26 protein-coding genes and 2 tRNA genes are annotated in these 26,705 nt (G+C 44.8%); 8 read left to right on the top strand and 20 right to left on the bottom strand.

The features are described 5' to 3' along the window. Positions 1-11: 11 nt before the first annotated feature. From D6855_RS12100 to D6855_RS12090, 3 genes are read right to left on the bottom strand one after another with little or no spacing between them, the layout of a single operon-like run. Positions 12-3,074 carry a tetratricopeptide repeat protein gene (locus tag D6855_RS12100; RefSeq protein WP_120741436.1) on the bottom strand — a complete coding sequence of 1,021 codons (3,063 nt, stop codon included), beginning with the start codon at positions 3,072-3,074 and terminating at the stop codon, positions 12-14. 58 nt (positions 3,075-3,132) lie between these two features. Continuing rightward, positions 3,133-3,990 carry a 16S rRNA (adenine(1518)-N(6)/adenine(1519)-N(6))-dimethyltransferase RsmA gene (gene rsmA, locus D6855_RS12095; protein ID WP_120741433.1) on the bottom strand — a complete coding sequence of 286 codons (858 nt, stop codon included), beginning with the start codon at positions 3,988-3,990 and terminating at the stop codon, positions 3,133-3,135. Between the two features lie 30 nt (positions 3,991-4,020). Further along, positions 4,021-4,788: a TatD family hydrolase gene (locus tag D6855_RS12090; RefSeq protein ID WP_120741431.1), complete on the bottom strand. Its 768-nt coding sequence runs from the start codon at positions 4,786-4,788 to the stop codon at positions 4,021-4,023. 188 nt (positions 4,789-4,976) lie between these two features. On the opposite strand from D6855_RS12090, the gene D6855_RS12085 reads away from it, so the two are divergent. Next, positions 4,977-5,049 (top strand) — tRNA-Lys (locus D6855_RS12085). Positions 5,050-5,426: 377 nt separating this feature from the next. Here D6855_RS12085 and sufU read toward each other — a convergent pair. Genes sufU through sufC form a run of 5 tightly spaced genes read right to left on the bottom strand, consistent with a single transcriptional unit; the run spans position 5,427 to position 10,454 of the window. Next, the gene (gene sufU / locus D6855_RS12080) at positions 5,427-5,873 is read right to left on the bottom strand and encodes a Fe-S cluster assembly sulfur transfer protein SufU (RefSeq protein WP_120741429.1); all 447 of its coding nucleotides are present in this window, start codon (positions 5,871-5,873) and stop codon (positions 5,427-5,429) included. Further along, on the bottom strand, positions 5,863-7,083 hold the full coding sequence (locus D6855_RS12075) for an aminotransferase class V-fold PLP-dependent enzyme (protein WP_120741427.1): 1,221 nt from the start codon (positions 7,081-7,083) through the stop codon (positions 5,863-5,865). The genes sufU and D6855_RS12075 overlap by 11 nt, the downstream gene beginning before the upstream one ends. Positions 7,084-7,100: 17 nt before the next feature. Further along, on the bottom strand, positions 7,101-8,270 hold the full coding sequence (locus tag D6855_RS12070; RefSeq protein WP_158589519.1) for a SufB/SufD family protein: 1,170 nt from the start codon (positions 8,268-8,270) through the stop codon (positions 7,101-7,103). A 14-nt stretch (positions 8,271-8,284) separates the two neighbouring features. Continuing rightward, positions 8,285-9,697 (bottom strand): Fe-S cluster assembly protein SufB, encoded by a 1,413-nt coding sequence (sufB, locus tag D6855_RS12065; protein WP_120741423.1) that lies wholly within the window; start codon positions 9,695-9,697, stop codon positions 8,285-8,287. 1 nt (position 9,698) lies between these two features. Then, complete coding sequence (gene sufC / locus D6855_RS12060) at positions 9,699-10,454, bottom strand: Fe-S cluster assembly ATPase SufC (RefSeq protein ID WP_120741421.1); 756 nt, start codon at positions 10,452-10,454, stop codon at positions 9,699-9,701. A 228-nt stretch (positions 10,455-10,682) separates the two neighbouring features. On the opposite strand from sufC, the gene D6855_RS12055 reads away from it, so the two are divergent. The 3 genes from D6855_RS12055 to D6855_RS12045 all read left to right on the top strand — a co-directional run bounded on the left by D6855_RS12055 (position 10,683) and on the right by D6855_RS12045 (position 12,211). Then, positions 10,683-10,753: transfer RNA gene (locus D6855_RS12055), tRNA-Gly, on the top strand. A gap of 72 nt (positions 10,754-10,825) precedes the next feature. Beyond that, positions 10,826-11,722, top strand: coding sequence for a putative manganese transporter (locus D6855_RS12050; RefSeq protein ID WP_120741419.1), 897 nt, complete (start codon positions 10,826-10,828; stop codon positions 11,720-11,722). 18 nt (positions 11,723-11,740) lie between these two features. Then, positions 11,741-12,211, top strand: a complete 471-nt coding sequence (locus D6855_RS12045) for a Fur family transcriptional regulator (protein ID WP_120741417.1) — start codon at positions 11,741-11,743, stop codon at positions 12,209-12,211. Here the strand turns inward: D6855_RS12045 and D6855_RS12040 are convergent. Both D6855_RS12040 and D6855_RS12035 read right to left on the bottom strand, forming a co-directional pair. Beyond that, positions 12,191-12,877, bottom strand: a complete 687-nt coding sequence (locus D6855_RS12040; RefSeq protein ID WP_120741415.1) for a hypothetical protein — start codon at positions 12,875-12,877, stop codon at positions 12,191-12,193. The two genes, D6855_RS12045 and D6855_RS12040, sit on opposite strands and share 21 nt — an antisense overlap. A gap of 31 nt (positions 12,878-12,908) precedes the next feature. Then, positions 12,909-14,033, bottom strand: coding sequence for a DUF3810 domain-containing protein (locus tag D6855_RS12035; RefSeq protein WP_120741413.1), 1,125 nt, complete (start codon positions 14,031-14,033; stop codon positions 12,909-12,911). A gap of 100 nt (positions 14,034-14,133) precedes the next feature. Here D6855_RS12035 and D6855_RS12030 point away from each other — a divergent pair, with 100 nt between their 5' ends. From D6855_RS12030 to D6855_RS12020, 3 genes are all read left to right on the top strand, one after another. Continuing rightward, entirely contained in the window at positions 14,134-14,811 is a 678-nt protein-coding gene (locus D6855_RS12030; protein WP_199712447.1) for a response regulator transcription factor, read from the top strand. Positions 14,812-14,826: 15 nt separating this feature from the next. Next, on the top strand, positions 14,827-16,167 hold the full coding sequence (locus D6855_RS12025; RefSeq protein ID WP_120741408.1) for a sensor histidine kinase: 1,341 nt from the start codon (positions 14,827-14,829) through the stop codon (positions 16,165-16,167). An 80-nt stretch (positions 16,168-16,247) separates the two neighbouring features. Continuing rightward, positions 16,248-16,736: a hypothetical protein gene (locus D6855_RS12020; RefSeq protein WP_120741407.1), complete on the top strand. Its 489-nt coding sequence runs from the start codon at positions 16,248-16,250 to the stop codon at positions 16,734-16,736. On the opposite strand, the gene D6855_RS12015 is transcribed toward D6855_RS12020, so the two are convergent. The 9 genes from D6855_RS12015 to D6855_RS11975 form a co-directional block, all read right to left on the bottom strand. Then, entirely contained in the window at positions 16,726-18,153 is a 1,428-nt protein-coding gene (locus tag D6855_RS12015) for an O-antigen ligase family protein (RefSeq protein WP_120741405.1), read from the bottom strand. The two genes, D6855_RS12020 and D6855_RS12015, sit on opposite strands and share 11 nt — an antisense overlap. A 13-nt stretch (positions 18,154-18,166) precedes the next feature. Then, complete coding sequence (locus D6855_RS12010) at positions 18,167-18,949, bottom strand: RluA family pseudouridine synthase (RefSeq protein WP_120741403.1); 783 nt, start codon at positions 18,947-18,949, stop codon at positions 18,167-18,169. Position 18,950: 1 nt separating this feature from the next. Continuing rightward, positions 18,951-19,640 (bottom strand): response regulator transcription factor, encoded by a 690-nt coding sequence (locus D6855_RS12005; protein ID WP_120741401.1) that lies wholly within the window; start codon positions 19,638-19,640, stop codon positions 18,951-18,953. 19 nt (positions 19,641-19,659) lie between these two features. Then, entirely contained in the window at positions 19,660-21,171 is a 1,512-nt protein-coding gene (locus D6855_RS12000) for a sensor histidine kinase (RefSeq protein ID WP_120741399.1), read from the bottom strand. Between the two features lie 120 nt (positions 21,172-21,291). After that, positions 21,292-22,872, bottom strand: a complete 1,581-nt coding sequence (locus D6855_RS11995) for a glucose-6-phosphate isomerase (protein ID WP_120741392.1) — start codon at positions 22,870-22,872, stop codon at positions 21,292-21,294. Between the two features lie 162 nt (positions 22,873-23,034). Then, the gene (locus D6855_RS11990; RefSeq protein WP_147368142.1) at positions 23,035-23,328 is read right to left on the bottom strand and encodes a hypothetical protein; all 294 of its coding nucleotides are present in this window, start codon (positions 23,326-23,328) and stop codon (positions 23,035-23,037) included. Between the two features lie 206 nt (positions 23,329-23,534). Next, positions 23,535-24,230 carry a 5'-methylthioadenosine/adenosylhomocysteine nucleosidase gene (locus D6855_RS11985; RefSeq protein ID WP_120741388.1) on the bottom strand — a complete coding sequence of 232 codons (696 nt, stop codon included), beginning with the start codon at positions 24,228-24,230 and terminating at the stop codon, positions 23,535-23,537. Positions 24,231-24,242: 12 nt separating this feature from the next. Continuing rightward, the gene (locus D6855_RS11980; protein ID WP_120741386.1) at positions 24,243-24,722 is read right to left on the bottom strand and encodes an S-ribosylhomocysteine lyase; all 480 of its coding nucleotides are present in this window, start codon (positions 24,720-24,722) and stop codon (positions 24,243-24,245) included. Between the two features lie 19 nt (positions 24,723-24,741). Continuing rightward, positions 24,742-25,611, bottom strand: a complete 870-nt coding sequence (locus D6855_RS11975; RefSeq protein WP_120741384.1) for a MurR/RpiR family transcriptional regulator — start codon at positions 25,609-25,611, stop codon at positions 24,742-24,744. Between the two features lie 238 nt (positions 25,612-25,849). On the opposite strand from D6855_RS11975, the gene D6855_RS11970 reads away from it, so the two are divergent. Beyond that, entirely contained in the window at positions 25,850-26,389 is a 540-nt protein-coding gene (locus D6855_RS11970; RefSeq protein ID WP_120741382.1) for an NADH peroxidase, read from the top strand. A 72-nt stretch (positions 26,390-26,461) separates the two neighbouring features. On the opposite strand, the gene D6855_RS11965 is transcribed toward D6855_RS11970, so the two are convergent. Beyond that, positions 26,462-26,704, bottom strand: a complete 243-nt coding sequence (locus D6855_RS11965) for a TIGR03905 family TSCPD domain-containing protein (RefSeq protein WP_120741380.1) — start codon at positions 26,702-26,704, stop codon at positions 26,462-26,464. Position 26,705 lies beyond the last annotated feature (1 nt).

The following is a 26,705-nucleotide window of genomic DNA, read 5'->3' as shown; positions in this document are numbered from 1 at the left end:
GTTAAGAAATTTTAATCATGCATAAAGTCTTTTTCTCTTAATATAATCATATCATTTTCGTCGTATCTTTTGTGAACTAATACATCTACAAAATGACCAACAGATCTCTTTTCAGCAAAATAGATAGCGTCGTCCACAATATCTTTTACCTCAGATACTGTTACATCGTGGTCAAGAGTCTGTCTCTCTGAAATTCTTGTGTGAAGAGCAAGGATTCCCAGGTTGTCGATGGAGAATTCCTTCTCAAGGGCGTACTGTCTTGCGTATGCGACAAGAGAGTCGTCATCAAGAGCTTCAATATCAACTCTTACGTTGAAGCTCTGCTTAAGGGAAGGATTCTTATCAAGGAATCTGTCCATATCTTCCTTGGTATCTTCCATAACAAGGACAAGTCCCTTGTTCTCTTCCTGAAGGATCTTAAGAAGTTCGCTGACTGTCTCCTGTGTAAGATCTGCTGCCCTCTGAATGATAAGAGCGCCGTTTGCAAGCTTGTCAAAGATGCCTGCTGTGCTCTTCTTGTTGAGGGTGTTGGCTGTTATCTTTGCAACCTTACCACTGAAGTTGGAATCAGATGCCTGCATGGCTTTGATAAGGCCCTTTGCCAGGTTAACTGTTCCTGCGCCCTCTTCACCTGTAACGATGGCATTTCCAGAGAATGGATCCATGCTGAGGTTGTCGATGGCGTTGATGATCTGTCTTCTTGACTTCTTGTGGTGGATATATGGTCCAAAGAGCTCCTTCTCTTCAGGAGTCATGGTTCTTACACGCTCCTCAAGCTCTCTGTTGCCCATGTGTCTCTTGCCTGATGGCTTCTTAGCTGGCTCTGCAGGTTTCTTGGAAGGTGCTTCTGACTTAGGAGGCTCAGGCTTTTTCTCTTCTTCCTCGTCATCCTCGTCCTCTTCGTCATCCTCGTCTTCATCATCTTCTGACTCAGACTCTTCCTCTGCCTTAGGAGCCTCTTCTGCTGGAGTCTCTTCTGCTGAGGCTTCTTCTGCAGGAGTTTCTGATTCTGTCTCTGCTGCCTCTTCTGGTTCTTCCTTGCCAGATTCTGGCTCTTCTTCAGATGCAGCTTCAGCCTCTGGCTCCTCAGCTTCCTGAACTTCAGGCTCGGCCTCGGGTGCCTGTGCTTCTGGCTCTTCCTGCTCAGAAACAGCCTCTTCTACCTCTTCTACTGGAAGCTCAGTTGTTCCTGCTTCCTCATCATTGAAGAACTCTTCGTCCTCTGGATACTCCTCAGAAGGCTCGATGTTCTCTTTTTCAATAACCTCTGCAACTGCCTGGTTGATAACGTCTTCTCTCTTGACGTTCCAGTTGCCTCTGCCTGATGCCTTCTCGTAGCTTTCCTTCTTGATGGCATCGTTGATGGCTTTTTCTATCTTTTCCTGAAGTCCTGCCTTGGTCTTCTCATCGAAGTCCGCGAACATGTCTCCAGTCTCTTCTGCTACTCTCTTCTTAACTCTGTCAAACTGCTTCTGCTGCTGGTCCTTCTTGAACTGCTCCCAGTTATCAAGGTACTCAGCAATACTGATCTGACCTGTGATCTGCTTCTCAACCTCTGGCTCAGGCTCAACTGCAAGACTTATCTGGCCGTCATACTCCTGGGCAAGCATAGTCTCAAAGTGACTGTGCATCTGATAGTTGGCATTTGGATGGATTACAGCTCCAGGAACCTCATCCTCAAGAGGCTTTTCCTCGTAGACAAAAGGCTGCTTGGTAACAGGAGCGCTCTCTGCTGGCTCCTCTACAGCTTCCTCTTCTGTCTCCTCTGCTTCCTCTTCGGGCTCTTCCTGCTCTGGCTTTTTCTCTTCGCCAAGGATAGGTCCATTTCCGCCGTACTTTATCTCGATGCCCATCTTAGGGTCGGTATCAAAGAAGACTTCCTGCATTCCGCCAACTTCCTCTGAAGGCTCTTTTTCCTCAAAGGTTTCTTCCTCGGGATCGGTATCTTCTGTAAGCTCCTCAGGGATCTCGTCTGTATCCTCGAAGATCTCCTCAGTGATGGGCGCAACTGCCTGCTCAGGCTCTACCTGCTGGGCTACTGGCTGCGCTGGTGCATCTTCAAAAGCCTCGTCCCCAATAACTTCGCGAAGGCTCTGTGCCAGGGACTCCTGAAGGTTAATGGTGTTGTATGTACTAACGTCAACTGAAGGCTCTTTTATCTCGCTGATATGAGGGTAAACGATCTCATCAAAGTCTCTCTCTGCTGGCTCTTCCTGTGCAGGTTCCTCCTGGTTCTCAGGATTGTCCACAGCAAAAGAGACTTCGCCAGGCACAAACTCTCTTGTCTGACCAAGATCCTCTTCTTCATCTTCTGTTGCTTTCTGGGTGTAGGCCGCGATGACATCATCTGTGATAGGAGGCATCTCTTTTGTGGGCTGCTTGATCTCAACAGTTCTTGTCTCGTCCTTGCCCACCTCGTCCTTCTCAGAAACGATGGAAGCATCTACCATTCCGCCATGGCTCTGCTTGTATCTGACGTAGCGGTCCTGCTGCTCTGGAGAAAGTGGCTCGTGAAGGGCCTTGAGCTCCAGCGCCTTCATGACATATCTGCCCTCTCCAAACCACAGGAACATCTCATCACATTCCTCGATGCACTCTGTAGTAAGACCTACTCTATGATAGAGGTAAGCAAGCTCGTAAGCCCACTTCTCTCTGTAGTCGTGCTTTTTAAACTCCTCAAGTACTGCGATCCTCTCTTCAAGGCTGACTTCCTGGGCCTCGTAGAGCTTGTACTGAAGGATATATCTGCCTGTATCCCTTGGAGCGATCCTTACAAATTCCTTGTAGTATTCCACCGCCTGAACAAACTCGCCCATCTTGATGGCAAGCTCGCACAGAGAGTAAACTATTGGCCTTCCAGTGGGATGCCTGTCATAAGCCATCAGAAGGATGTCCTTACTCTCCTGAAGACGTCTGTTTATCTTGTACAGATCACTGATGGTGCACAGGGTTGTAACGTTCCTGACACGCTTCCAGTCTATGGTGTCTGCTATTTTAACCGCTTCGGCATATCTGCCTTCCCCAATCAAAGCTTTTATTTCATCAGCTCGGATTTTATACTCGACCTTATCCAAAATATACTCCTCTTTGGTGCAACAAATACTATATCTAGTGCTAGTTTAACATAGGGCTCTATCTTTGTAAAATATCTGAAAGCTCTGCAAACTGCTCAAGAGTAAGTATTTCTCCCCTTGCTTTTTCATCCACTCCCATTTTAACTAACGCTTCCTGGACCTGATCTCTGGAAACCCCAAGAGAAGGGTTGTTAGAAAGCGAGTTAGACAGCGTTTTCCTCCTCTGGTTAAAAGAGGTCCTGACTATCTCAAACAGATACTTCTCATCCTTAACTGTTACCCTGGGCTCAGTGTATCTCACCAGGTTCACCACCGCAGATCCAACCCCCGGCTGCGGGATAAAGCTGCTTGGTGGAACGTCCATCACGGTGTTGGCCTCTGCGTAATATCCAACTGCCAGTGACAGCGATCCGTAGTCCTTGTTGCCTGGGCCAGCTGCCATTCTGTCCGCCACCTCTTTTTGCACCATGACTGTAATGCTCTCAATCTTGGCGCCGCTCTCAAAGAGCTTCATTATAATAGGTGTCGTAATATAATATGGAAGATTTGCAACGACCTTGATGGGCTTGCCACCATTTTCAGCAACTATGGTGTCCAGATCCACCTTAAGGATATCTTCGTTGATAACTGTGACGTTTCTGTACTCAGACAAGGTATCCGCAAGAACCGGAATAAGGGTCTTGTCTATCTCCACCGCCATGACCTTGCCTGCTGCCTCGCACAGATACTGGGTAAGGCTTCCGATTCCGGGACCTATCTCCAGTACGCAGTCGTTTTCTGTCACTCCTGCTGCCTCAACAATTCCCTCCAGCACGTGACTATCTATAAGGAAGTTTTGTCCAAACTTCTTTTTGGCACTCATGTTGTACTTGGCGAGCACCTCCTTGGTGCGGGCCGCATTTCCTAAATATGCCATACATTCTCCAATCTGTTTATGAAAAAGAGCTTACTTAAGCCTGTACATTTCTCTGGCGTTTCGCTCTGTTATCTCTATAACTTCTTCTTCGCTTATTCCCTTGATCTGCGCCATGGCAGTAACCACATATGGCAGGTTTAAAGAACTGTTGCGCTTTCCTCTATTGGGCTCCGGTGCAAGATACGGACAGTCAGTCTCCAAAATGATCCTCTCAATAGGGATCTCAGAGACCACTTCCTTCATCTTCTTGCCATTCTTAAAGGTAAGAACACCTCCAACTCCGATGTAGAAGCCCATCTTGACACACTCTGCTGCGACCTCTTTGGAATAGGAAAAGCAGTGTACTACGCCTCCAAGCTCACCCGCCTTGTTGTCCCTTAGAATATCCACGGTATCAGCCGCTGCATCCCTTGAGTGGATAACAACTGGAAGTCCTACCTCTCTTGCCAGATCAAGCTGCCTTACAAACCATTTCTTCTGTGTCTCGTGGTCTGGCTCTGGCCAGTAGTAGTCAAGTCCGATCTCTCCAATAGCTACGCACTTGGGGTCACTGCTCATCTGCCTTATCTGATCGAAATTATCGTCACTTAGCTCAGCACTGTCGCTTGGATGCACTCCAACTGCCCCATAAACAAAGTCATATTTATGTGCCAGCTCCAAAGTGGTCTGTGAGGACCTCAAATTGGCGCCTATATTTACTATTGTTCCAATTCCATTCTCCTTCATTGATAAAAGAAGGGAATCTCTGTCTATATCAAACTGCTCGTCATCATAGTGAGCATGGGTATCAAAAATCATGTAAAATCCTCTTGTTTCCTACAAGTTTCCCCATATAATTTACCATAAATCATCCCCGCTGAAAACGCATAGAAACAAGAGATTTAAAAAAAATTGAAAAATTTTTAAAAAAGTGCTTGCATTATTCTTCATGCCGTAGTAAGATATCACTTGTCGTTAAGACACGGCAACAAGCCGCAATAACGAATGCACCGCTAGCTCAGTTGGTAGAGCACCTGACTCTTAATCAGGTTGTCCAGGGTTCGAGACCCTGGCGGTGCACGCCGAGTACTGTTTTCGTGAGTATATCTCATGGGGATGGTACTTTTTCTTTTCGCGTTAAAGTGAGCCACGCAAGATAAAAGAGATAACAAAGTGTCCGTGAGGTGCTTGCACATCTAAGGGCAATTTGTTATCTCTTCTAATTTATGCGGCGAACGCCGCGTAAATGAGGAATGCGCAGCATTCCGAATCTGGCGTGGTGCCGATCTTTGCAATCCGAGTCTGTCGGCACTTCTCATTTACTGTAAACCATGCCGCCAGACTCGAAATTGGCTTCGCCAATTCCTCGTTGTCGCGGCGTTCGCCGTATGAATAAAAAAATAGGTATCAGTTCGTGAGCAAGCTCCCGCTGATACCTATTATTTTATTCGCATGGTTCACTTTGACGCGCACGTCTCCGGATGCTCCAGCATCTCCTGCATTGTGTGCCATCCAAGCACCGCACATTTTACTCTTGCTGGCATGTGAGCCACATCCTGAAGGGCAGCTGCCTCATCAAGAGCCTCAAGGCTCTCCTCATCAGTGATCTCTCCCTTTATCATTCCCATAAAGGTTCCAGCAAGCTTGATAGCCTCATCCTTGTTCTTACCAATGATCTGATCCACCATCATATCCACAGAAGCCTGTGAAATGGCGCATCCAGATCCCTCGTATCCTGCATCTGTGATGACTCCATCTGTAACCTTAAGGCTAAGTGTAATGTCATCTCCGCAGCTTGGGTTAACTCCCCTCATCACAAGATCAGGAGAATCTATGCTCTTTTTATGTACCGGATGAAGGTTGTGTTCATTAACGATTTCTCTGTACAGCTGCTTAAGCTCCATATCCCATTACCTCCCTGACCTTGAAAAGTCTGTCCAAAAATACCTTAACTTCCTCTTCAGTGTTGTAGAAGTACACACTGGCTCTGGCAGTTGATCCTGCACCAATGAACTGCATAAGTGGCTGTGCACAGTGATGTCCTGCCCTTATACATACCTTATCATCATTAAGGACAGAAGCCAAGTCATGAGGATGAACTCCATCCATGGTAAATGTAACTATTCCGCAGTGTTTCTTGGGATCCTTTGATCCGTATATCTTAATATAAGGAAGCTTACTCATTCCCTCCATCAAAAGAGCTGTGAGCTTCTGCTCCTGCTCCTCGATAGCCTCAAATCCGATTTCCTGAATGTACTTAATAGCAGCCTCAAGTCCAACTGCATCTCCGGCGTTTACTGTTCCTGCCTCGAACTTGTGAGGAACCTCAGCGTAGGTCGCATCTTCCCTTGTGACGTACTCGATCATCTCGCCGCCTCTAAGGAATGGCTCCATGTTCTCTAAAAGCTCCATCTTGCCATAAAGCGCTCCTATTCCCATAGGTGCCAGCATCTTGTGTCCTGAAAGGGCAAAAAAGTCGCATCCGATAGCCTGTACATCTACAGCCATATGCGGTGCAGCCTGAGCGCCATCAACAAGTACAACAGCGCCTTTAGAGTGAGCGTACTCCGTGATCTCTTTTACAGGATTAGTAATGCCCATTACGTTTGAAACGTAGCCAATTGCAACGATCTTAGTCTTGTCTGTGATCTTGGATGTGTACTCCTCCCTGGAAATAACACCCTCTTCATCTGGCTCAAGGTAAATGAGCTTTGCGCCATTCTTTTTGGCAACCATCTGCCAGGGAAGCATGTTGCTGTGGTGCTCCATAACAGTGATGACGATCTCGTCGCCCTCTTTAACGTTATCAAGGCCATAGCTGTATGCCACAAGGTTGATGGACTCTGTGGTGTTTCTTGTAAAGATGATCTCCTCAGGAGCCTTGGCACCAATAAAGTCTGCCACTGTCTTTCTTGCGCTCTCGTAGCGCTCTGTTGCCTCCATGCTCCAGTCATACAGACCTCTTAAAGGATTGGCATTGGCTGTTTTGTAAAAGTTCGAAACAGCATCCAGCACCTGCCTTGGTCTCTGGCTGGTAGCAGCATTATCAAAATAAACGTACTCGCCGGAATTTAAGATATCAAAGTCCTGACGGCACTGTGCAAGTGTCTTCATAAGATCTCCTTAAAAAATCATACTATCTGCTGAATATAATACAGAACCAGCTGCTTGATGGCTGGATCTGGGATAAGTCTTGCAACGCTCTCGAGGCGGGCCTTGATCATGATGCGCTTAGCCTCTTCCTCATCAATTCCTCTGCACTGCATGTAGAATAGAAGGTCTTCACCAAGCTGTCCGATAGTAGCTCCGTGTCTTCCTTCCACGTCCTCTTCCTGGCAAAGGATAACTGGCATGGTGCGGTTTACAACATCCTCTGAAAGAAGAAGTGCATCCTCCTGCTCATCGCCAACAGATCCTGAGCTTCCGGTCTTAAAGTCCAGAGTATCTCTAAGAGTCTTCTGGGCTGTTCCCATGAGAACTCCCTTAAACTGCATGGAGGCATCTGTCTTTTTTCCTCTCTGATCAGCCACATAGTTCATATCAAGCTTGTGGTCGTCTCTTGAGAGGTATCCAAGGTTACTGTAAAAGCTAGCTTCTTTCTCGGAAAGGTTGATGTAAGCGCCGTTAAATATCTCTTTTCCTCCAAGCTCTAACGCTGTGAGGTTGATCCTGCCACTCTTTAAGCAGGCTCCGCCAATATCATCAAAGTGAACGAATCCATCTCCAAGGATCTGAACCTTTACAAGGTTGATGGTTGCACCATCTTCAGCAAGGAGTCTGGTGCTGACACCAAGAAATCCGCCTGCCGCTTTCTCAGAAGTGTAAGCCATGACAACTGTAACCTCTGATCCCTTTTTAGCGTGGATGACCTGGCTGTTAATACCGCCAAATCCATCTGTAAGGTCCTGGCGAAGAACGATAGGCTCTTCTACTTTGGCGTCCTCATCTACTGTGTAGACATCGCAGGTTCCACCGATCTCGGAAAAGAGCTTGTCCACATCCGCGCCCATTCCTGTGCGGATTGCCTGGCTCTCGTCCCTTGCTGCTGTCTCGCAGTTGGGGCTTACCATAGTCTCTTTTAAAGAAAGGATCCTGTCCTTATTTGCTCTGAAAACTTCTCCAGCCTCTTCAAAAGGAACATTTTCCTTAAGAGTTACTCCAGCAGGAACTGCCTTGGCCTTTGGAGCGTCCCCAGTCTGTAAATTTATATCTTTTATCTCAAGTCTGCCATCGTTAACATGAAGGAAATTGTAAGTGGTAACTGGCAGAACGTTGACTTTCATGTTTAAATCCTTACTCATCATCTGTCCTCTTATCAGCCATTTCCGCTCATCTCGAGCTTGATCAGGTTGTTCATCTCAACTGCGTATTCAAGTGGAAGCTCCTTGGATACAGGATTAGCAAAGCCGCTTACGATCATGGCCTTGGCATCCTCTTCGCTGATTCCACGTGACATAAGGTAGAAGATAGCCTCATCACTGATCCTTCCGATCTTAGCCTCGTGTCCAACATCTGCATCGCTGGTCCTTATATCCATTCCAGGAATTGTGTCTGCCCTTGAGATGCTGTCCAGCATCAGAGAGTCACAGGATACTGAAGCCTTAGCCTTCTTGGCTGTGCTCTGGATAGTAACGCTACTTCTGTAGGTTCCAATTCCGCCATCCTTGGAAATTGACTTGGTGTTGATAACAGAAGTTGTTCTCTCTCCCTGGTGAACTACCTTGGCGCCTGTATCAAGGTTCTGTCCCTTGCCCGCAAAGGTGATTCCTGTAAACTCCATCTTGGAGCCTGCACCCTTAAGGATTGTCATAGGATACAGGTATGATGTATGGGAGCCAAAAGAGCCTGATACCCATTCCATGATACCGTTCTCCTCAACAAGTGCTCTCTTGGTGTTGAGGTTGTACATGTTTTTGGACCAGTTCTCAATGGTTGAATAACGAAGTCTTGCATTCTTGGCAACGTAAAGCTCAACGCATCCAGCATGGAGGTTAGCTACATTGTACTTAGGAGCTGAGCATCCCTCGATAAAGTGAAGGTCAGCGCCCTCGTCAACAATGATAAGCGTGTGCTCAAACTGTCCTGCGCCTGCAGCGTTTAATCTAAAGTATGACTGAAGAGGGATCTCAACCTTAACGTTCTTTGGAACATAAACGAAGGATCCGCCTGACCATACTGCACCGTGAAGGGCTGCAAACTTGTGGTCTGTAGGAGGAACAAGCTTCATGAAGTGAGACTTTATCATGTCTGCATACTCACTTCTAAGTGCGCTCTCAAGGTCTGTGTAGACAACGCCCTGAGCTGCAACCTCATCCTTAACGTTGTGGTAAACAAGCTCGGAGTCGTACTGGGCTCCAACGCCTGCAAGAGATTCTCTCTCGGCCTGTGGGATTCCAAGTTTCTCGAAGGTGTTCTTGATATCCTCAGGAACGTCCTCCCACTTGCCCTTCATGTCAGACTTATGTCTAACATAGGAAGAGATCTTATCCATATCAAGGCCTTCAATGCTTGGTCCCCAGTTTGGCATCTGGATCTCGTTGTAGAGCTTTAAGCACTCAAGTCTGAAATCCCTCATCCACTCAGGGTCATTCTTTTCCTCGGAAACCTTAAGAACAGTCTCTCTGGTAAGGCCTTCTTCCATTCTGTAGAAGTCTTTTTCGTTTTCTATATCTTTAAAATCGTATAAGCTGTGGTCAATATCTGCCACAATCTGCTTGTTGTCGCTCATATTAATCCTCTTTTAAAAATCTCTCAAAACCATGCTCATTGATCTCATCAACAAGTGTTCCGTCACCAGTGTGAACAATCTCTCCCTTAACAAGGACGTGAGTGTAATCAACGTGAAGTGACTCTAAGATCTTGGTGCTGTGAGTAATAATAAGAAGAGCGCCGTCTTTCTTTTTCTGATACTCCTCGATACCCTTGGATACTGTGCGGACTGCGTCTACATCAAGACCTGAATCAGTCTCATCAAGGATCGCGAACTTAGGGTTCATCATAAGAAGCTGAAGGATCTCAGCCTTCTTTTTCTCACCACCTGAAAAACCTACGTTAAGATCTCTGTCTGCGTAGGACTCATCCATAGAAAGAACTTCCATTGAAGCCTTAAGGGATTTCTGGAACTGAAGAAGCTTAACAGGTGCTCCTGTCAGAGAATGGTAAGCGTTTCTGATAAAACTTCCCATTGAGATACCTGGTACTTCATATGGATTCTGGAAAGATAAGAACATTCCTGCCTTGGCTCTCTTATCAGCAGAAAGATCAGTGACATCTTCTCCTTCAAAGAGGATCTTACCGCCTGTTACGCAGTAGTGTGGGTTTCCCATAAGGGTAAATCCAAGAGTTGATTTACCTGCGCCGTTTGGTCCCATAAGTACATGGGTCTCACCTGGCTTGATATCAAGATTGATATTATGGAGAATAGGAAGTTCATTATCGATAGAAACTGATAAATCCTTTACCTGTAACAAAGACTGCTCTGACATGTGTATTTCCTTTCTTTATAAAAAACATTACTATTAACACGCAAAAACTGGCGCTGCTAACTTTTCCTAGCAACTTGGTAGGAAAATGATAGCACCGCACATTATACTTGTCAATCGGCTTAGATTTTGGCACGTAGCCTTTTTTGCCACAAGCCAAAGAAAAGTTTACCATAAAAGCCCTTGACATACCATATAAAGTTAAGTAAAATAACATCTTGTCAGCACCATGCGGGTGTAGTTCAATGGTAGAACACCAGCCTTCCAAGCTGGATACGTGGGTTCGATTCCCATCACCCGCTTAATGCTTATTTTTTTGCCCATTTTCCAAATGCAAATGATTTGCATTTGCAATTACCAAGGAGGACATTTCAATGGAACTGGTTTTAGATATAGTACTGGATGCAGTCATCGACTCAGTTAAGATACTGCCATTCCTTTTTGTGACATATTTACTTATGGAATATTTGGAGCACAAGACCGCTGAGTTCACAGAGTCTGTTGTCCAGAAGACTGAGCACTTTGGACCTCTCCTTGGAGGCCTTATTGGAGCATTTCCTCAGTGCGGATTTTCAGCTGCAGCTTCAAACCTGTACGCAGGACGTGTCATTACCCTTGGAACTCTGATCGCCATCTACCTTTCAACTTCCGACGAGATGATACCTCTTTTGATATCTGAGCAGTTCCCTGTAGCAACCATGGTGAAGATCCTTGCTCTCAAGGCCTTTGTCGGTATTATCGCTGGTTTTGCCATCGACCTTATTGTTCACGCCCATCACAAAGCAAAGGGCAAGGCCATCGACGACCCTGTCCGCATCAGCGAGCTCTGTGAAAAAGAGCACTGCCACTGCGATGACGACGAGGACACATCATTTAAGGGCATTGCCAAGTCAGCCTTTGTTCATACCTTCCACATTTTCCTGTTTGTACTTGGCCTGACCCTTATCCTCAACACTGCTATCGAGCTCATCGGAGAAGAGCACCTCTCCATGCTCCTTAAGACCAATCCTATCATTAGCCACATCCTTGCTGGCCTTATAGGACTTATTCCAAACTGTGCACCTTCAGTTCTTATAACAACTCTCTACATGGATTCCATGATCACCTTGGGAACCATGATGTCCGGACTTTTTGTTGGTGCAGGTATCGGCCTTCTTGTTCTCTTTAGAGTTAATCCTGAAAAGAAAGAGAACATCAACATCGCAGTTTTACTGTTTGTAATTGGTACTGTAGCAGGAATGATCGTAGATCTTTTAGGAATTTCTTTTTAATTATCTGAGGTAAAAGAGATGAACAGCAAAATCCACGCAAGTTCATTTGATGAAGTTATTGATAAATTTTTTCCGGAAAGCATAAAAAAAACGAGACAGAGAGTAGACATTTTGAAAGTCCTCTGCTCTGCCTCCCAGCCTCTTTCGGCTGCTGAGATCTTTGACATCCTCGGTAAGAGCGATGAAAAAGAAAAATATGCTTTTTCTACTGTTTACAGAAACCTCCTGGCTTTTGAAAAGGCAGGCGTTGTGATAAAGACCGTGCTGTCCACTGAGGACAACGCTGTATATGAGCTCAAAAGAGAGACTCACAAACACTACGCTGTGTGCCTTAACTGCCACACCAAGATTCCGATCAAAGCCTGTCCTCTTCACGATATCGCTGGTGATATCAAGGAATCAATCCCTGACTTCCAGGTTACAGGACATCAGCTTGAGATCTATGGCTACTGCACAAAATGCAGACAGTTAATGGGACAAAACAGCTGATCCCTCTCCGGTAGCAGGGTCGTAAGTAAGCTCAACAGGAGTGTTTTCCTTGCTGATACCCTTTAAGCTGTCGCAGGTAAGAATGTGGTCTGTACCAGCTTCATCAGCAACGATAAACTCCCAGCTACTGCTATCAGCGTAGATATCAAGAGCAGCTCCCATGAGAGTGTATCCGTCACCCAGGAGCACTCCATCGCCAATGAAGTTATCGCTGTAGCTGTCCTGAGTAAGATCATGAAGTACAATCTTTGACAGGTTTAATCCTGTCTTATTTACAAAGTACACTGTCAGTTCAGTGTGCTTTTCTTTTTCTACTTTAACTTCTGTCTCTGTCTTTAACGTATCAGAAAGATTTCCCTGAATGCCCTGGTATTTCTCGGTGAGCTCATTTATCCCAGGAAGGATCTCATCGATCTTTTTATCATTCATCTTGGAAAAGTCCATGGCCTCTATCTGGGCTTCTTTTTCGGAGAGCTCATCAAGAGCGCTCTTCTGGGACTCATCTGTTATATTAAGATAGGTCTCCTCCGCTCCGGTCTTGGCTTCCACAAGAAGATTTCTTGCAGTCTCAGCCTCAGCCAGCTTCTCATCTGAAGGTCCGCAGGCTGTGAACGCAAGCGCCATGGCTGCTATAAGTATTGGTATAAGGATCTTTTTTCTAGTCATTTCTATCTCCAAAATCTTAATCTAACAAGGTCTAATTATACGGGTTCTCGCTGTAATAGTCTAGAAGAAGCCCAACCACATGGCTGTAGCTGGCCTTTCCGCTTGATATTCCGTTGGCCTTAAGGTTCGTATCTATAAAGGTGTCTGCTGCCTTCTTAACCGTTTCCGTGTCAAGGATAGCTCTTTTCTCAACTTCCTCCCAGGCCTCGTCTGTAAGGAACTGGCTGTCGTAGCGAACTCTCTTTGATATTGCCACGTGACTTTTGTATTCCTCTTCAGATACCGACTTGTAGAAGTCATTGTTCACATAGGCCAAAACTCCCAGATATCCACTGTAGTTAAAGATCTCATCCTCAGATTTTACGCACCCAAGAAAGCCCAGGAAATTCGCCTCGTCCTCATAGATGTATCCGTGGGTGTGGGACAGCTCGTGGCACATGGTAAATGGCTTGTTCATGATGTACATCTCTTTGTTGATGTTGGCCTCCATGGAGAAAGGGAAATAGTACCCCTGCATATACTGCTGGCTCATAAACCCTGAAAAAGTCAGCTCCTTGGGGGTAACATAGAATCCTCCAAGCCTGTCATAGCTGCCTTCAAGGTTTTTCATGGATGCTTTTGCCATCTCCTTCATGTCACCTTCGTAGACAACATTTCCCTTTTTATCTCTTGGCATCTCTTCAGCCATTTTATTGCATTTAGTTACCAGGAAGTCCCTTAAGGCTGCAAGCTCCTCAACGGTGTAGTCATCTCTATGGTTTTCAGCCACCGCAACCTGGCTGCAGTGGTACAGGATAAAGCAGTTTAAAGTCATAAGAAGGACCACAAAGGACAGGAATACCGCCATGATTTTGCCAAACACTTTGGAAAAAGAGCTATCTCTTTTCCCAAATGCAGATCTGATGCCGGAAATGAGCCATAATACCAGGTACGCCAAAAGTGCCAGAACAAGCAAGAAGCATACGATCAGCATAATCTCCCCTACGGAAAAGGGCGCTCTGCTGGTTAATCTTCCGTACTTTTCCATGATCACCATGAATATTTTCTTAGTATAAAGATCAGAAAACCCTGTGCTTATCCAGGCTGCCACGTTTAATGCTGCGCTCACACCAAGCATTATGCCCACAAGGAATCCTGTTATGCTAAACTTTTTCACCGATCACGCGCTTTCCACCAAATGCCAAGATAGCCATTGTTCTTAGGATTTGGTACAATTAATTTAGTCATTTCAATTATAAACCACAAGGAGAATGGATATGAAGCTTCTTTTGGCCGATGATGAAAAAGAGCTGTCGAATGCTCTTATCGCGATCCTAAAACACAGCAACTACACTGTTGATGCAGTATATAACGGAACCGATGCTTTGGACTACGCCCTTACGGGGGACTATGACGGAATTATCCTGGACATCATGATGCCTGGTATGGACGGAATGGAGGTCCTAAAAAACATAAGAGCCAAGGGTCTCTCAACTCCAGTACTGTTCCTTACCGCCAAAACTGAGGTCGAGGACAGGATAAAGGGTCTTGACCTAGGTGCTGACGATTATCTTCCAAAGCCCTTTGACATGGGTGAGCTTCTTGCAAGGGTAAGAGCCATGCTGCGTAGAAAAGAGGATTTTGCTCCCGCAGACCTCACCTGCGGAAACCTGACGCTTAACAGATCCGGTTATGAGCTCGTAACTCCAGGTCACGAGAGCATCCACCTCTCCGGAAGAGAATTTCAGATGATGGAGATGCTTATGACTTCTCCCGGAAGGATAATCTCCGTTGATTCCTTCATGGACCGCATCTGGGCTGACGGCGAAGCTGACGTCAATGTTGTCTGGGTTTATATCTCTAGCCTTCGCAAGAAACTATCATCCCTTGAAGCCACCTGCGAGATCAAGGCCTCAAGAGGTGTTGGATACTCAATAAACGAGCTCTCTTCTTAAAAAGAGGAACCTTACATGGTAAATAAACTTCGAAAAAAGTTCGTAATAACCGCTACTTTATCCCTTCTTCTGGTGCTGGCCATAATGATCGCAGTAATAAACCTGGTCAACATATTCCAGATGGTGAATGACGCGGACAATCTTCTTAATATCCTTACAACCAACGACGGATATTTCCCGGGACAGATAAAAGACGACTTTATGCCCCGCGATAACGGTGGACCTCAGGGCTTTGACCGTTCAAGAGATCCCTTCAGAAACCCGGTTGATCCTTTCGCCTTTGACTTTCTTAACAATGCAAGATCCGCTGAAATGCCCTATATGGCCAGATATTTCTGGGTAAGATTTGATCAGTCAGGAACTGTATCTGAGATAAATACCAGAAACATCATCTTCATCTCAGAGGAAAACGCCAGAGAATATGCCACTTCCGTCTATAACAGCGGACGGGAAAAGGGCTTTTATCACTCCTACAGATTTAAGACCGGGAAAAACGCTGATGGCAGCACCATCGTAGTCTTTACGGACCTTAGCTCCCAGATAATAAACGTCTACAAGCTCCTTGGGCAGACACTTCTTATCGGTGCCTTTGCTCTGCTTGCTATGTTCATCCTGGTATTTCTCTTTTCAGGTCAGGCAGTTGCTCCTGTCGTGGAATCCCTTGAAAAACAAAAACGCTTCATCACTGATGCGGGCCACGAACTTAAGACTCCTCTGGCTGTCATCTCAGCAAACGTGGACGTCTTGGAGCTTGAATCAGGAAAGAGCGAGTGGACAGGCAGCATCAAGAACCAGGTCAAGAGGATGAACTCCCTTGTTAAAAACATGCTCACTTTATCCCGCATGGATGAAGAGCGCATGCACGTTGTATTTTCAGACTTTGACATGAGCGCCGCAGTAAAAGAGACTTCTCAGTCCTTCGAAGCCATCGCTGAATCAAAAGACAAGAAGTACCAGATGGATATCGAAGATGGCATCCACTTAACCGGAGACAAAAACTCCATTACCCAGCTGACTTCGCTTCTTTTGGACAACGCCATGAAGTACTCTTCAGATAATGGCAGCATAAATGTATCTCTTTCAAAGAACAAAAACATCGTTCTTGAAGTATCAAACACCTGCGACTGCATTCCGGAAGGGAATCTTGACAGACTCTTTGACAGGTTCTATCGGGCAGATTCTTCAAGAAGCAGAGAAACCGGGGGCTACGGAATAGGCCTTTCTGTAGCAAGAGCCATAGCCAATTCCCACGGCGGCGAGATCACAGCTCTTCGGGACGGCGACCACATGATCCGCTTTGTAGTCACTCTTCCAAAGGTACTTCCAAAGAATCTTCAGAAGGCAAACGGCAAATAACTTAATACATCTCAGAGGAAAAATATTATCGATATATGGTATGATATAGGTAGTAGAAACATCCATTTCAGGAGGTGTTTATGTACAAAATTGGGGACAAGGTTATCATTTTGGATTACAGTGGAAAACCGCTGGATCCAGCAGTAGTTGCTGAAATCGAGGATGTATACGGTCAGGACCGGGTAAGGCTTCATCTTCCTGACAACGCATGCTGTCTCGAGTTCACAGACAAGCTTAAAAAGATCGATGAAGGGCAGTACAAAGACCTTCTTCACAGCGTAAGAAAGAGAGAGAGACCTCTGGCTGTGGATCTTCAGCTTGACATCAGGAAGTTTGCCAGCAAACATCCGCGCAGAAGGAAGGACGAGATTTTCCATGTGTTCAATCAGGACAAACACTATGTGTCCATCTTAAATGCCTACGCTGGCCGTGTTCAGATGTATGGGGAAGAAAATATAAGCGAACGCTTCCTGTACGAGTACAAAGATGCAAAGGCTGGTCTTGTAAGGACCAGATCCTTCTTCCACGAGCTGGATGACACCATCCCTGTTCCGGATTTTAATTCATGACCTCTTTTTGAGAGAGGCAGATGGCAAGCGCCAGGAACAGATATGGGGTAGATATCACCAGATCAAAGGAAACAAAACTGTTAATTAAATAAGACGATAAAATAAGTGCGCTGATAACCCTGGCGTGCTTATTTTTTTGCGCCAGGATCTCTTTTGCCAAAAGAGCTATAAGCAGAATATAGGAAAACAGTCCAAAGAGACCTCTCTCAATAAGAATTGTAAGAGGCGCGCAGTGCGCGTTTGTGAGGATATTCCCACCAAATATGTTTAAAAGGGAATCCGCAGTCTCCAGGTCAGAGTATGCGTAAACGCTATAGCAGTCCTGCCCTGCTCCAAAGAGCATCCTTACAGGGTCCATCCTGCCAAACATATCAATACTCATGCTGTAGATAAGTCCCCTGCCATTTCCCATTTTATAGTCAAAAGAGATAAGGACATAATATGCTGCAGTAAGAAGAAGCAAAGCCACGATAAAACCTGCGATATAGCGATAGGTCTTTTCCAAAAAGCTAAAACCCACGGCCTCAAACAGATGTGAGATACAGAAGATGAAAAACACGAAGGCCATAAGGATAAGTCCCACGTGCATGTTACAGACAGTCAGAGGGAGATTCTCAGTATAGGAATAGCTCTTTTCATAATTCATATAGAGAATGCAGGCACTTTCCATGGACAGGCCAAGGATAAACACAAGTGCCAGATACTTCCTGAAACTTTGCCTCTCTCCAATTGAGAAGAACAACAGGACAACGAAGCTTGCTGCAACCACCAGCGTCGCGCTATCGCTCCCCTGAAGCATAAGTGCCGTAAGTGTCACCAGAACGTATACTGCGCACAGGAAAAACTGCCTGGAAAAGAGGTCTCTTGTATAGCACAGTCCTATCCCAAGGGGGACAAATACAGAGAAATACCCCACAAGCCAGTTGATATTTCCGATGGTTGCAAGAAATGCAGGATCTCTCCCATAGATTTCAAAGGGATAAATTGAAAATCGGTTGGCGATAGACAGGATCGCCTCAAGAAATGGCGTTATCATCACTGCTGCAAGGACATAGCCACTTATCTTTTCGCCGTCATAGAACACATAGAAAAAGAAGACCATAAGAAGGATAGAGACAAGTCCAAATCTCCAACCGGAAAGGCCAAGAAAGCTGATCTTCTTGTCCATTGAATAGATGAAGGTCAGGATATTAGAAAATAGAAATACACATAATCCGTAAGATAGGTGGGATGGGAGCTTATCCGTCTGAATAAACTTCCTGTTCTGGACAAGCAAAAAAAGAAGAGCAAAGAAAAGGCCTATAACCATAAAGGCTATTCCTTTTCTCTCTCCCAGCTGGTAGTACCCACGCTCCATATACAGGGGCAGGACTGCACTTATTATGATCAGATATCCATATTTCAGATACTTAGCCAAAGTCTTTTCTCCCCTACATTGGAAGCATATCTTTTATTGCCGGATTGTCCGGAGTTATCTCATATTCCACGTATTTCTTTGTCCCAGGATGTTTGATGCCATATTTATATGCAGCAAGGCACACATTTTTAATGCCCATTTCTTCAGAAAGGGCTTTGCTGTCAGCTGTACCGTACTTGTCATCACCAAGGATAGGATGGCCAAGACTTGCCAGCTGCACGCGGATCTGGTGAAAGCGCCCTGTTAAAAGGTGCACTCTAAGCAGCGACACTCCGTCATTTTCTGCTACCACCTGATACTCAAGCTTTGCCTCTTTTACATCTCCGCCAATGAGCCTTACCTTTTCCCCGTTTTCAAGGGTAACAGCGCCTTCGTCAAAAGAGTCTTTTACACCTTCAGAGATAACCTGGGCAAGACCAGTATCCTCGCGCCTTATAACGAACCCTGTTACCTCCCCTTCCTTTTCTGGAAAAAGGCCCTGGCAAAGGGCATAGTAATACTTTGTGGCGTTTCTTTTTTTGATCTGGTCAGCCAGGTCTGATGCGGCTTTCTTGTTTTTGGCAAGAACGATGACACCCTCAACAGCCTGATCAAGTCTGTTTATAGTAGCAACATAGGGCGGCAAATTTCTTTGCCGCCCTTTATCAACCTCTCTATTCTTGCGGGCAAGGTAATTCCTTGCTGCGCTTATCAGATCAAGTCTTCCTGCTCTTGCCCCTTCAGTTGCCATTCCAGCAGCCTTGTGGCATACAAGAATGTCCTGATCCTCATATATTACTCTGATAGAACCTAGCATATCACACCTTAAATCTGTAACCTACGCCCCAGATTGTCTCAATGTACTGTGGATTAGAGGTATCATACTCGATCTTCTCACGGATCTTCTTGATATGTACAGTAACTGTAGCGATATCGCCGATGGAATCCATGTTCCAGATCTTTCTAAAGAGCTCTTCCTTGGTAAATACGTGGTTTGGATTCTCTGCAAGGAAAGTAAGAAGATCGAACTCCTTGGTTGTGAAGCTCTTCTCCTGATCGTCTACATAAACTCGTCTTGCAGTCTTGTCGATCTTAAGACCACGGATCTCTACGAAGTCATTGTTCTCATGACCTGATCCAACAAGTCTTGAGTATCTTGCCATGTGAGCCTTAACTCTTGCTACAAGCTCAGATGGGCTGAATGGCTTTGTGATGTAGTCATCAGCACCAAGACCAAGACCTCTGATCTTATCAATGTCATCCTTCTTGGCTGATACCATAAGGATCGGCACGTCTTTCTTTTCCCTGATATGTTTGCAGACTTCGAATCCGTCCATTCCTGGGAGCATAAGATCCAGGATAATAAGATCAAACTCTTCTGCAAGGGCTGTTGCAAGACCTGCGTCTCCAGTGTTCTCAATCTTTACTTCAAAGTCGCTAAGTTCGAGATAATCTTTCTCAAGGTCAGCGATCGCCTCTTCATCCTCAACAATAAGTATTCTGCTCATACACCCTCTCTGCCTTTCATTAAGATTCATGTTCTACCGTAACTGTGTCAGATCCATCTGCATAATCGATAAACTTCCTCAGTACGAAATGCATGCAGGTTCCTTCACCTTCATGGCTGGTAGCCCAGATATATCCGCCATGATCTTCAATGATCTTTTTAACAATGGAAAGACCAATTCCGCTTCCACCCTGCTTGGAGTTTCTGGAGGAGTCTGTCCTGTAGAACCTGTCGAAGATATTTGGAATGTCCTTCTGGGCAATTCCTCTACCGTTGTCCTCAAGCTCTACTCTGACTGAGTCGATCTCATCCAGTATGCGGATATCTATCTCTCCTGTGCCATCATCTCTTCCGAGATACTTAACACTATTGCTCACCACGTTGTTGACAACCCTCTTGATCTGCTCTGGATCAGCAACAATCTGGGTGTCAGGTGTTGTAAGATTCGAATAGTTGAGCTTGATGCCTCTGCTCTCAAGGTCTGCACCAATCTCCTCTATACAATCGCCGAAATAATCAGCTACGTTAAGCTTAACAAAGTTATATGGAATTCTGTTGTTATCAATGCTGGAATACAGTGTAAGCTCATTAATCAGGTTGTTCATATCATTGGCTTTACTGTTAATGATCTTAATGTATTTCATCTGCTTGTCAGGATTGTCCGCAACGCCCTCGATAAGACCCTGTGAATATCCCTTGATGGCAGTGATAGGAGTTTTAAGGTCGTGAGAAATGTTGCTGATAAGCTCTTTGTTCTGCTTTTCCCTCTCGATCTTCTCCTCGGCGGATTCCTTAAGGCGGAGTCTCATGTCCTCATAGTTTCGGTACATGGCTCCGATCTCGCCTTTTTCCTTAACATCTGTTGGAAGGATGTAATCAAAGTTACCATCCTTGATGTGCTGCATGGCCACATTGAGCTCGTCTATAGGTTTAAAGAAACTTCGGCCGATCCACATGGTCAGCAGTACGCTGGTAAGTGCCAATATAAGAATTATAGCTATCGCCATGTAAATAAGGAGATTAGTTGTAAGTGCTGTTCGAATGCTGGAGATAAAGTAAAGACTTCCTCTTGCGCCGTCAGAAAAAACGAAATCTATCTGCCTCACAAGATGCCTTGATGGGGTATAGTAAATTCCCTCTATACCATTACCATAGCCTGGAAGCTCGGCAATGACTGCCTTAGCCCTGTCTCTGTTGGCCACATAATAAATGTCATTACCTTTTTTAACAATGATAAAGGAGTACTTGGAAGCAATCTGTGAATCCAGCTCCTCTAAATACTCTTCCTTTTCCAAAATAAACGGATCAATGAACATATTGATGGCAATTTCTTTTACCAGATCATCAGTCATCTCCGCAAAGGTTCCACCGGGATCAGACACCATTCCATAGTCAACCATGGTAGAGAATTGCTCCACCTGCTGCTGGCGAACAAGATATCGACCCAAAGCCAGGTATGTACCAAAGGATAAGATAAGCGGAATGACTACGATTGCCAATGATGTTATCAAGAGTTTCGTACGGAATCGCATTGTGTCCCCCTAAATCTTATCTAAGTATATCATATTTTCGGTAAAATTTATTAATTTTTCAGAAAAGAAAAGGCGCTGCAACCTATATGCAGCGCCTTTTTGAAGCCTTTAATACTACTATCAGATATTAAGAAGCTTAGCGTACTCAGTAAGTGCTCCCTCTGTCTCGTGAGCAAGAACCTTCTTGGCAAGAACCTTACCAAGCTGAACGCCTTCCTGGTCGAAGCTGTTGATGTTCCATGCAAAGCCCTGGAACATAACCTTGTTCTCGAAGTGTGAAAGAAGTGCACCAAGTGCCTCTGGTGTAAGCTCATCACCGATGATGATGCTTGAAGGACGTCCGCCCTCGAAGTTCTTGTTGAGGTTGTCATCCTCTTTACCGCAGGCAAATGCTACGATCTGAGCTGCAACGTTAGCGCAGAGCTTCTGCTGGCTTGTGCTGCCCTGGATATCTACATCGTTCCTGAGCTGGCTGTTCTTGAAGCCGATGAACTGAAGAGGAATGATGTCTGTGCCCTGGTGAAGGAGCTGGTAGAATGAGTGCTGTCCGTTTGTACCAGGCTCACCAAAGATGATAGGTCCTGTTACATAGTCGATAGGCTCGCCAAATCTGTTAACGCTCTTACCATTTGACTCCATATCCAGCTGCTGAAGGTGAGCTGGGAAGCGGCTAAGTGCCTGTGAGTATGGAAGAACTGCTGTGCTGTCATAGCCAAGTACGTTTCTCTCATAAACACCGATAAGGGCATCGAGCATTGCTGGATTCTTTAAGAGATCTTTTTCTGCTGCAAGCTTATCTTCTGCTGCTGCGCCATCAAGGAATCTTGCGAAGATCTCAGGACCAAATGCAAGAGAAAGAACTGCTCCGCCAACGCCTGATGTTGAAGAATAACGTCCGCCAATGAAGTCATCCATAAAGAATGCCTGAAGGTAGTTGTCACTCTTAGCAAGAGGTGATGTCTCAGAAGTAACTGCGATCATGTGCTTGCTTGCATCAAGACCCTGCTTCTTAAGAGCATCTATTACGAAGGACTCGTTTGTAAGAGTCTCAAGTGTTGTTCCTGACTTAGAAACAAGAATGAATATTGAATGAGCTACGTCGATAGAATTAAGAACTGCTGATGCATCATCTGGATCTACGTTGCTGATGAACTTAGCTTCCATCTTGAAGCATCCGTTCTTCTTAGCCCAGTTCTCAAGAGCAAGGTACATAGCTCTTGGGCCAAGGTCTGATCCGCCAATACCGATCTGAACTACTGTTGTGAACTTCTCACCCTTAGCGTTTGTGATCTCACCAGCGTGAACCTTGTTTGCGAACTCTGCTATCTTCTTCTGCTCGTTTAAATAGAACTCTCTCTTATCCACACCGTCAGCTACGACCTTGTTTCCAAGCTGACCTCTTGTGAGCTGGTGAAGTACAAGACGCTTCTCACCAGTGTTGATAACCTCTCCGTTGTAAAGAGCTTCAAACTTCTCTGAAAGCTCTGCCTCAGTAGCAAGTGCCTTAAGAGCATCTAAGATCTCATCGTTAACTTCCTTAGCAGCGTAGTTGAAAGAAAGGCCTGCTGCCATAGGTACTGAGTACTTCTTAACTCTGTCAGCGCCATTTGTTCCAGCCATCTCTTCTGCAATATCAACGTTAGAGATATTGAAAAGATTCTGGAAAGATTTGAGTGTGTCGAGATTGTTCCAATTTGCCATTATAATAAAACCTCCGTTTATGAAAATAGGAAAACGTTTCCAATTCGCCTTAAAGTGTAGCAGATGTACCTGCTTGTATCAAGCAAATTGAAAAAATATACATCTGAAACAAAAAAAGAATACTCAGGCCTTACTGGTCTGAGTACTCTGTAAATTCCGTATTTATTGGTATTTCTTGATTACTATTCTTGGAGTAAATGCTGAAATAGCAGTTCCAACAGAAGCTATAAGTATGATGATCAGTCCTGGAGTGGTGTTCATCGTCTCTTCTGCAGTAAGAAGTCTCTTGGCTCCAAGCACTTCCTGTTCCTGTTCAGTTTCTGTCTCTGCTGTTACCTGGGTATCATTAGCTGCGTAAACGGCCTTTGATGAAGCCGGTACAAATATAAGCATAGCCGCTATAGCTATAGCAGCGAGAGTTTTCCCTAAAAGTCCCCTCATGTTTTCTTTTTTCATCAGTCTGTTATCCTCAAAACAGGCTTTCCTGCCCATGAATCATTTTCGCTCTTTAGACAGTTTATATTCTACAATACTATTCATCATAAAAATCATCATATTTCTACGCTTTTTTGATTTTCTTTCAAAAAATTATGACTTTGACAAAAGTTATCAATAAAAAAGGCGATGCACCTTAGGTACACCGCCTTATCTTTGCAAAATCATTACAGTGAACTGATCATCTCTTTTACGAGAGCTGCGCAGTCTCTAGCAGCCTTCTCTTCAAATACAGGATAGTCCACAATATCGCTTCCATCAGCCTTATCAGAGATAGCTCTGATGATGACAAATGGGATCTTATTGAGGTAGCAGGCCTGAGCAATTGCAGCGCCTTCCATCTCTGTGCACATTCCGCCCTGCTCATCGATGATGGCCTTCTTAACATCTGGAGATGAGATAAACTGATCTCCGCTACATACTCTGCCCTCGAATACTCCAAGATCAGGAGCAGCCTTTGAAATTGCATTCTTAGCTGCAGCTCTAAGAGCATCGTCTGCAGGGAAAGCATGAACTCCCATCTGAGGAACTTCACCCTTCTTGTATCCAAAAACAGATGCATCCACGTCGTGATAGCAGGCATCAGTTGAAAGAACGATGTCTCCGATGTTGATATTGGCATCAAGTGATCCTGCAACGCCAGTATTGATCACATGGGTTACATTGAACAGATCAACAAGAATCTGAACGCAGATACCTGCATTTACCTTAGCGATACCGCTTCTAACTATTACTACCTCTGTGTTTCCAATGGTTCCCTCGTTGAATTCCATTGAGGCCTTGGTAACAACATTTTTAATGTTCATCTGGCTCTTTAAGGTAGCTACTTCTACCTCCATAGCGCCGATAATACCAATCTTCATGTATGTCTCCTCTTATTCTGGATATACCAGGTGTTTGTCATCGATTCCGTAAAGGGTGTTATCAAGGTATCTCTTTGCAAGATACTTGGCCATTCCAAGGTTCATATCCAGATAATTTCCACAGTCTCTGGCACTTGCTCCAGGAACCTCTCCCTCAAAATCCCTTACGAACTCAAAGAGCTTTGTAATAAGAGGAACTATATCCTTTGAATCAAGCTCTCCTGCAAGAACAACATAGAAACCTGTTCTGCATCCCATAGGTCCAAAATAGATGGTCTTATCCTTGTATTCAGGATCATTTCTAAGGAAAGTAGCTCCCAAATGCTCGATGGTGTGCACCTCTGCAGTATTCATAACAGGTTCCTTGTTGGGAGCAGTCATTCGAAGATCAAAAGTTGTGATGACTTCCTGTCCAACCTTGTCTCTTCTTGATACATAGATACCTGGCTCAAGGTCAATGTGATTAACAGTAAAACTTGCTATTTTCTCCATAAATCCTATTCCTTATCTTTTATTCTCTTGCTGTGTCATGGAAAACATCATAGGAGTTCTTGAGATATCCCTTGATGTTCTCATAATCTCTGTTTGCAATAGCTGTGTAGAGAGTATCCACGATAAAGAGCTGTGCAAATCTTGAGCTTGTGATTCCGCTCTTTTTATCAATCTCAGGAGATGTGGCAAATAATACATGGTCACATCCTGTTGTAAGAGCATTATTTCCAAGCTTTGTAACTGCTATTGTAACAGCTTTTCTCTCTTTTGCAATACTGAATAACTGCATTATCTCAGTGTTCTTAGCATTGTCACAGAAGAAAATCGCAACGTCATCTGAACAGATCTGAGAAACTGTCATGAGGTTCATGTGGTGATCATGATTAAATACCACATTGTAGTGAATTCTAAGGAGCTTACAGTATAAGTCATAGGCAGCCACACTTGCTGTGCCTACTCCAAATACCTGAATCTGCTTGGCTCCAACAATATCTGAAACAGTCTCACTAAATGTGCCTGCGTCAAACAGTCTGTATGTGGTCTGTACTGCCTGTACGCTGGTTGCACAAATGTTATCTGCGATGGACTGAAGAGATGTATATTCATTCACATCTTTAAAGGCAATCTTTGGACCGCCTTTATCTGTCTGCTCTAACGTAGTATTAGCTTCTGCATAATATGCATTTTTAAGATCTTTAAGGCCTGTGTATCCGATTGCCTGGGCAAATCTGGTCCACGCTGCCTGAGTTGTTCCAGAAAGAGTTGCCAGTTCTTTTATAGGATGCTGAAACAGAGCATCCTTGTGTTCAAGGACGTAGTCTGCTACAAGCCGCTCTGATGTAGGAAGAGAGTCATAATGGCTCTTTATCTTTTCACTAACAATATTCATGAAATGCACCCTCCATTGGTTTTCGTACTATGGACAATACCCCTATGCCCATGTAAATATTATAACTCCATTTAACTCACATAATGAAATAAATTTTCAAACAATTGATAAGTCTTTTATTAAATAATTCTAAAACTAACGGAATTTAGTTACCAAATATGTTATGCTTAATGAAGGCAGCAATCCAAAATGTGTATTTATGCACAGCGCGCTAAGCGCAAGAAAGGAGACTTGTACTATGAAATGGGTTTGTCAGGTTTGCGGTTACGTTCATGAGGGTGATCAGCCCCCTGAGGCTTGTCCTGTATGTAAGGCACCAGCTGAGAAATTCACCAAGCAGGAGGGTGAGATGGTTTGGGCAGCTGAGCACGTTGTTGGCGTTGCTAAGGGTGTTCCTGAAGACATCATTGAAGACCTTCGCCAGAACTTCACAGCAGAGTGCACAGAAGTTGGTATGTATCTCGCAATGAGCCGTCAGGCATACAGAGAGGGTTATCCAGAGATTGGCGATTACTATGCTAAGGCAGGCTGGGAAGAGGCTGAGCATGCTGCTAAGTTCGCTGAGCTCCTTGGAGAAGTTCTTACAGATTCAACCAAGAAGAATCTTCAGATGCGTGTAGATGCTGAGAATGGCGCTACAGCTGGAAAGACAGATCTCGCTAAGAGAGCTAAAGCTCTTGATCTTGATGCTATCCATGACACAGTTCATGAAATGGCTCGTGATGAAGCAAGACACGGCAAAGCTTTTGCAGGTCTTCTTAAGAGATATTTCGGATAATTATAAGATAAAAAAATAAGGCGTTGCACAAGACGATGTGCAGCGCCTTTTCTATGCTGTGTATTAAACTTCTCAACTGTTCATTGCCTGCTCGATAGCGTATGAAAGCTGATCAGGACAGGATGTGTTCTTAAATCCGCATTTTATTCCGCGAAGCTTACTAATTGCATCCTCTGCCTTCATGCCTTCAACCAGCTTGCTGATTCCCTGAAGGTTTCCGTTACATCCGTTAGTGAACTTGACGTTTCTTACAATTCCATCAACCACATCAAGGTCTATCTGTGTGGAACAGGTTCCTTTTGTCTTATATATCATT

This window comes from Butyrivibrio sp. CB08, from assembly GCF_003625485.1.
Lineage (GTDB): Bacteria > Bacillota > Clostridia > Lachnospirales > Lachnospiraceae > Butyrivibrio.
Note: the sequence above shows the minus strand (reverse complement) of the source record. Positions and strands in the feature narration are given on the sequence as shown.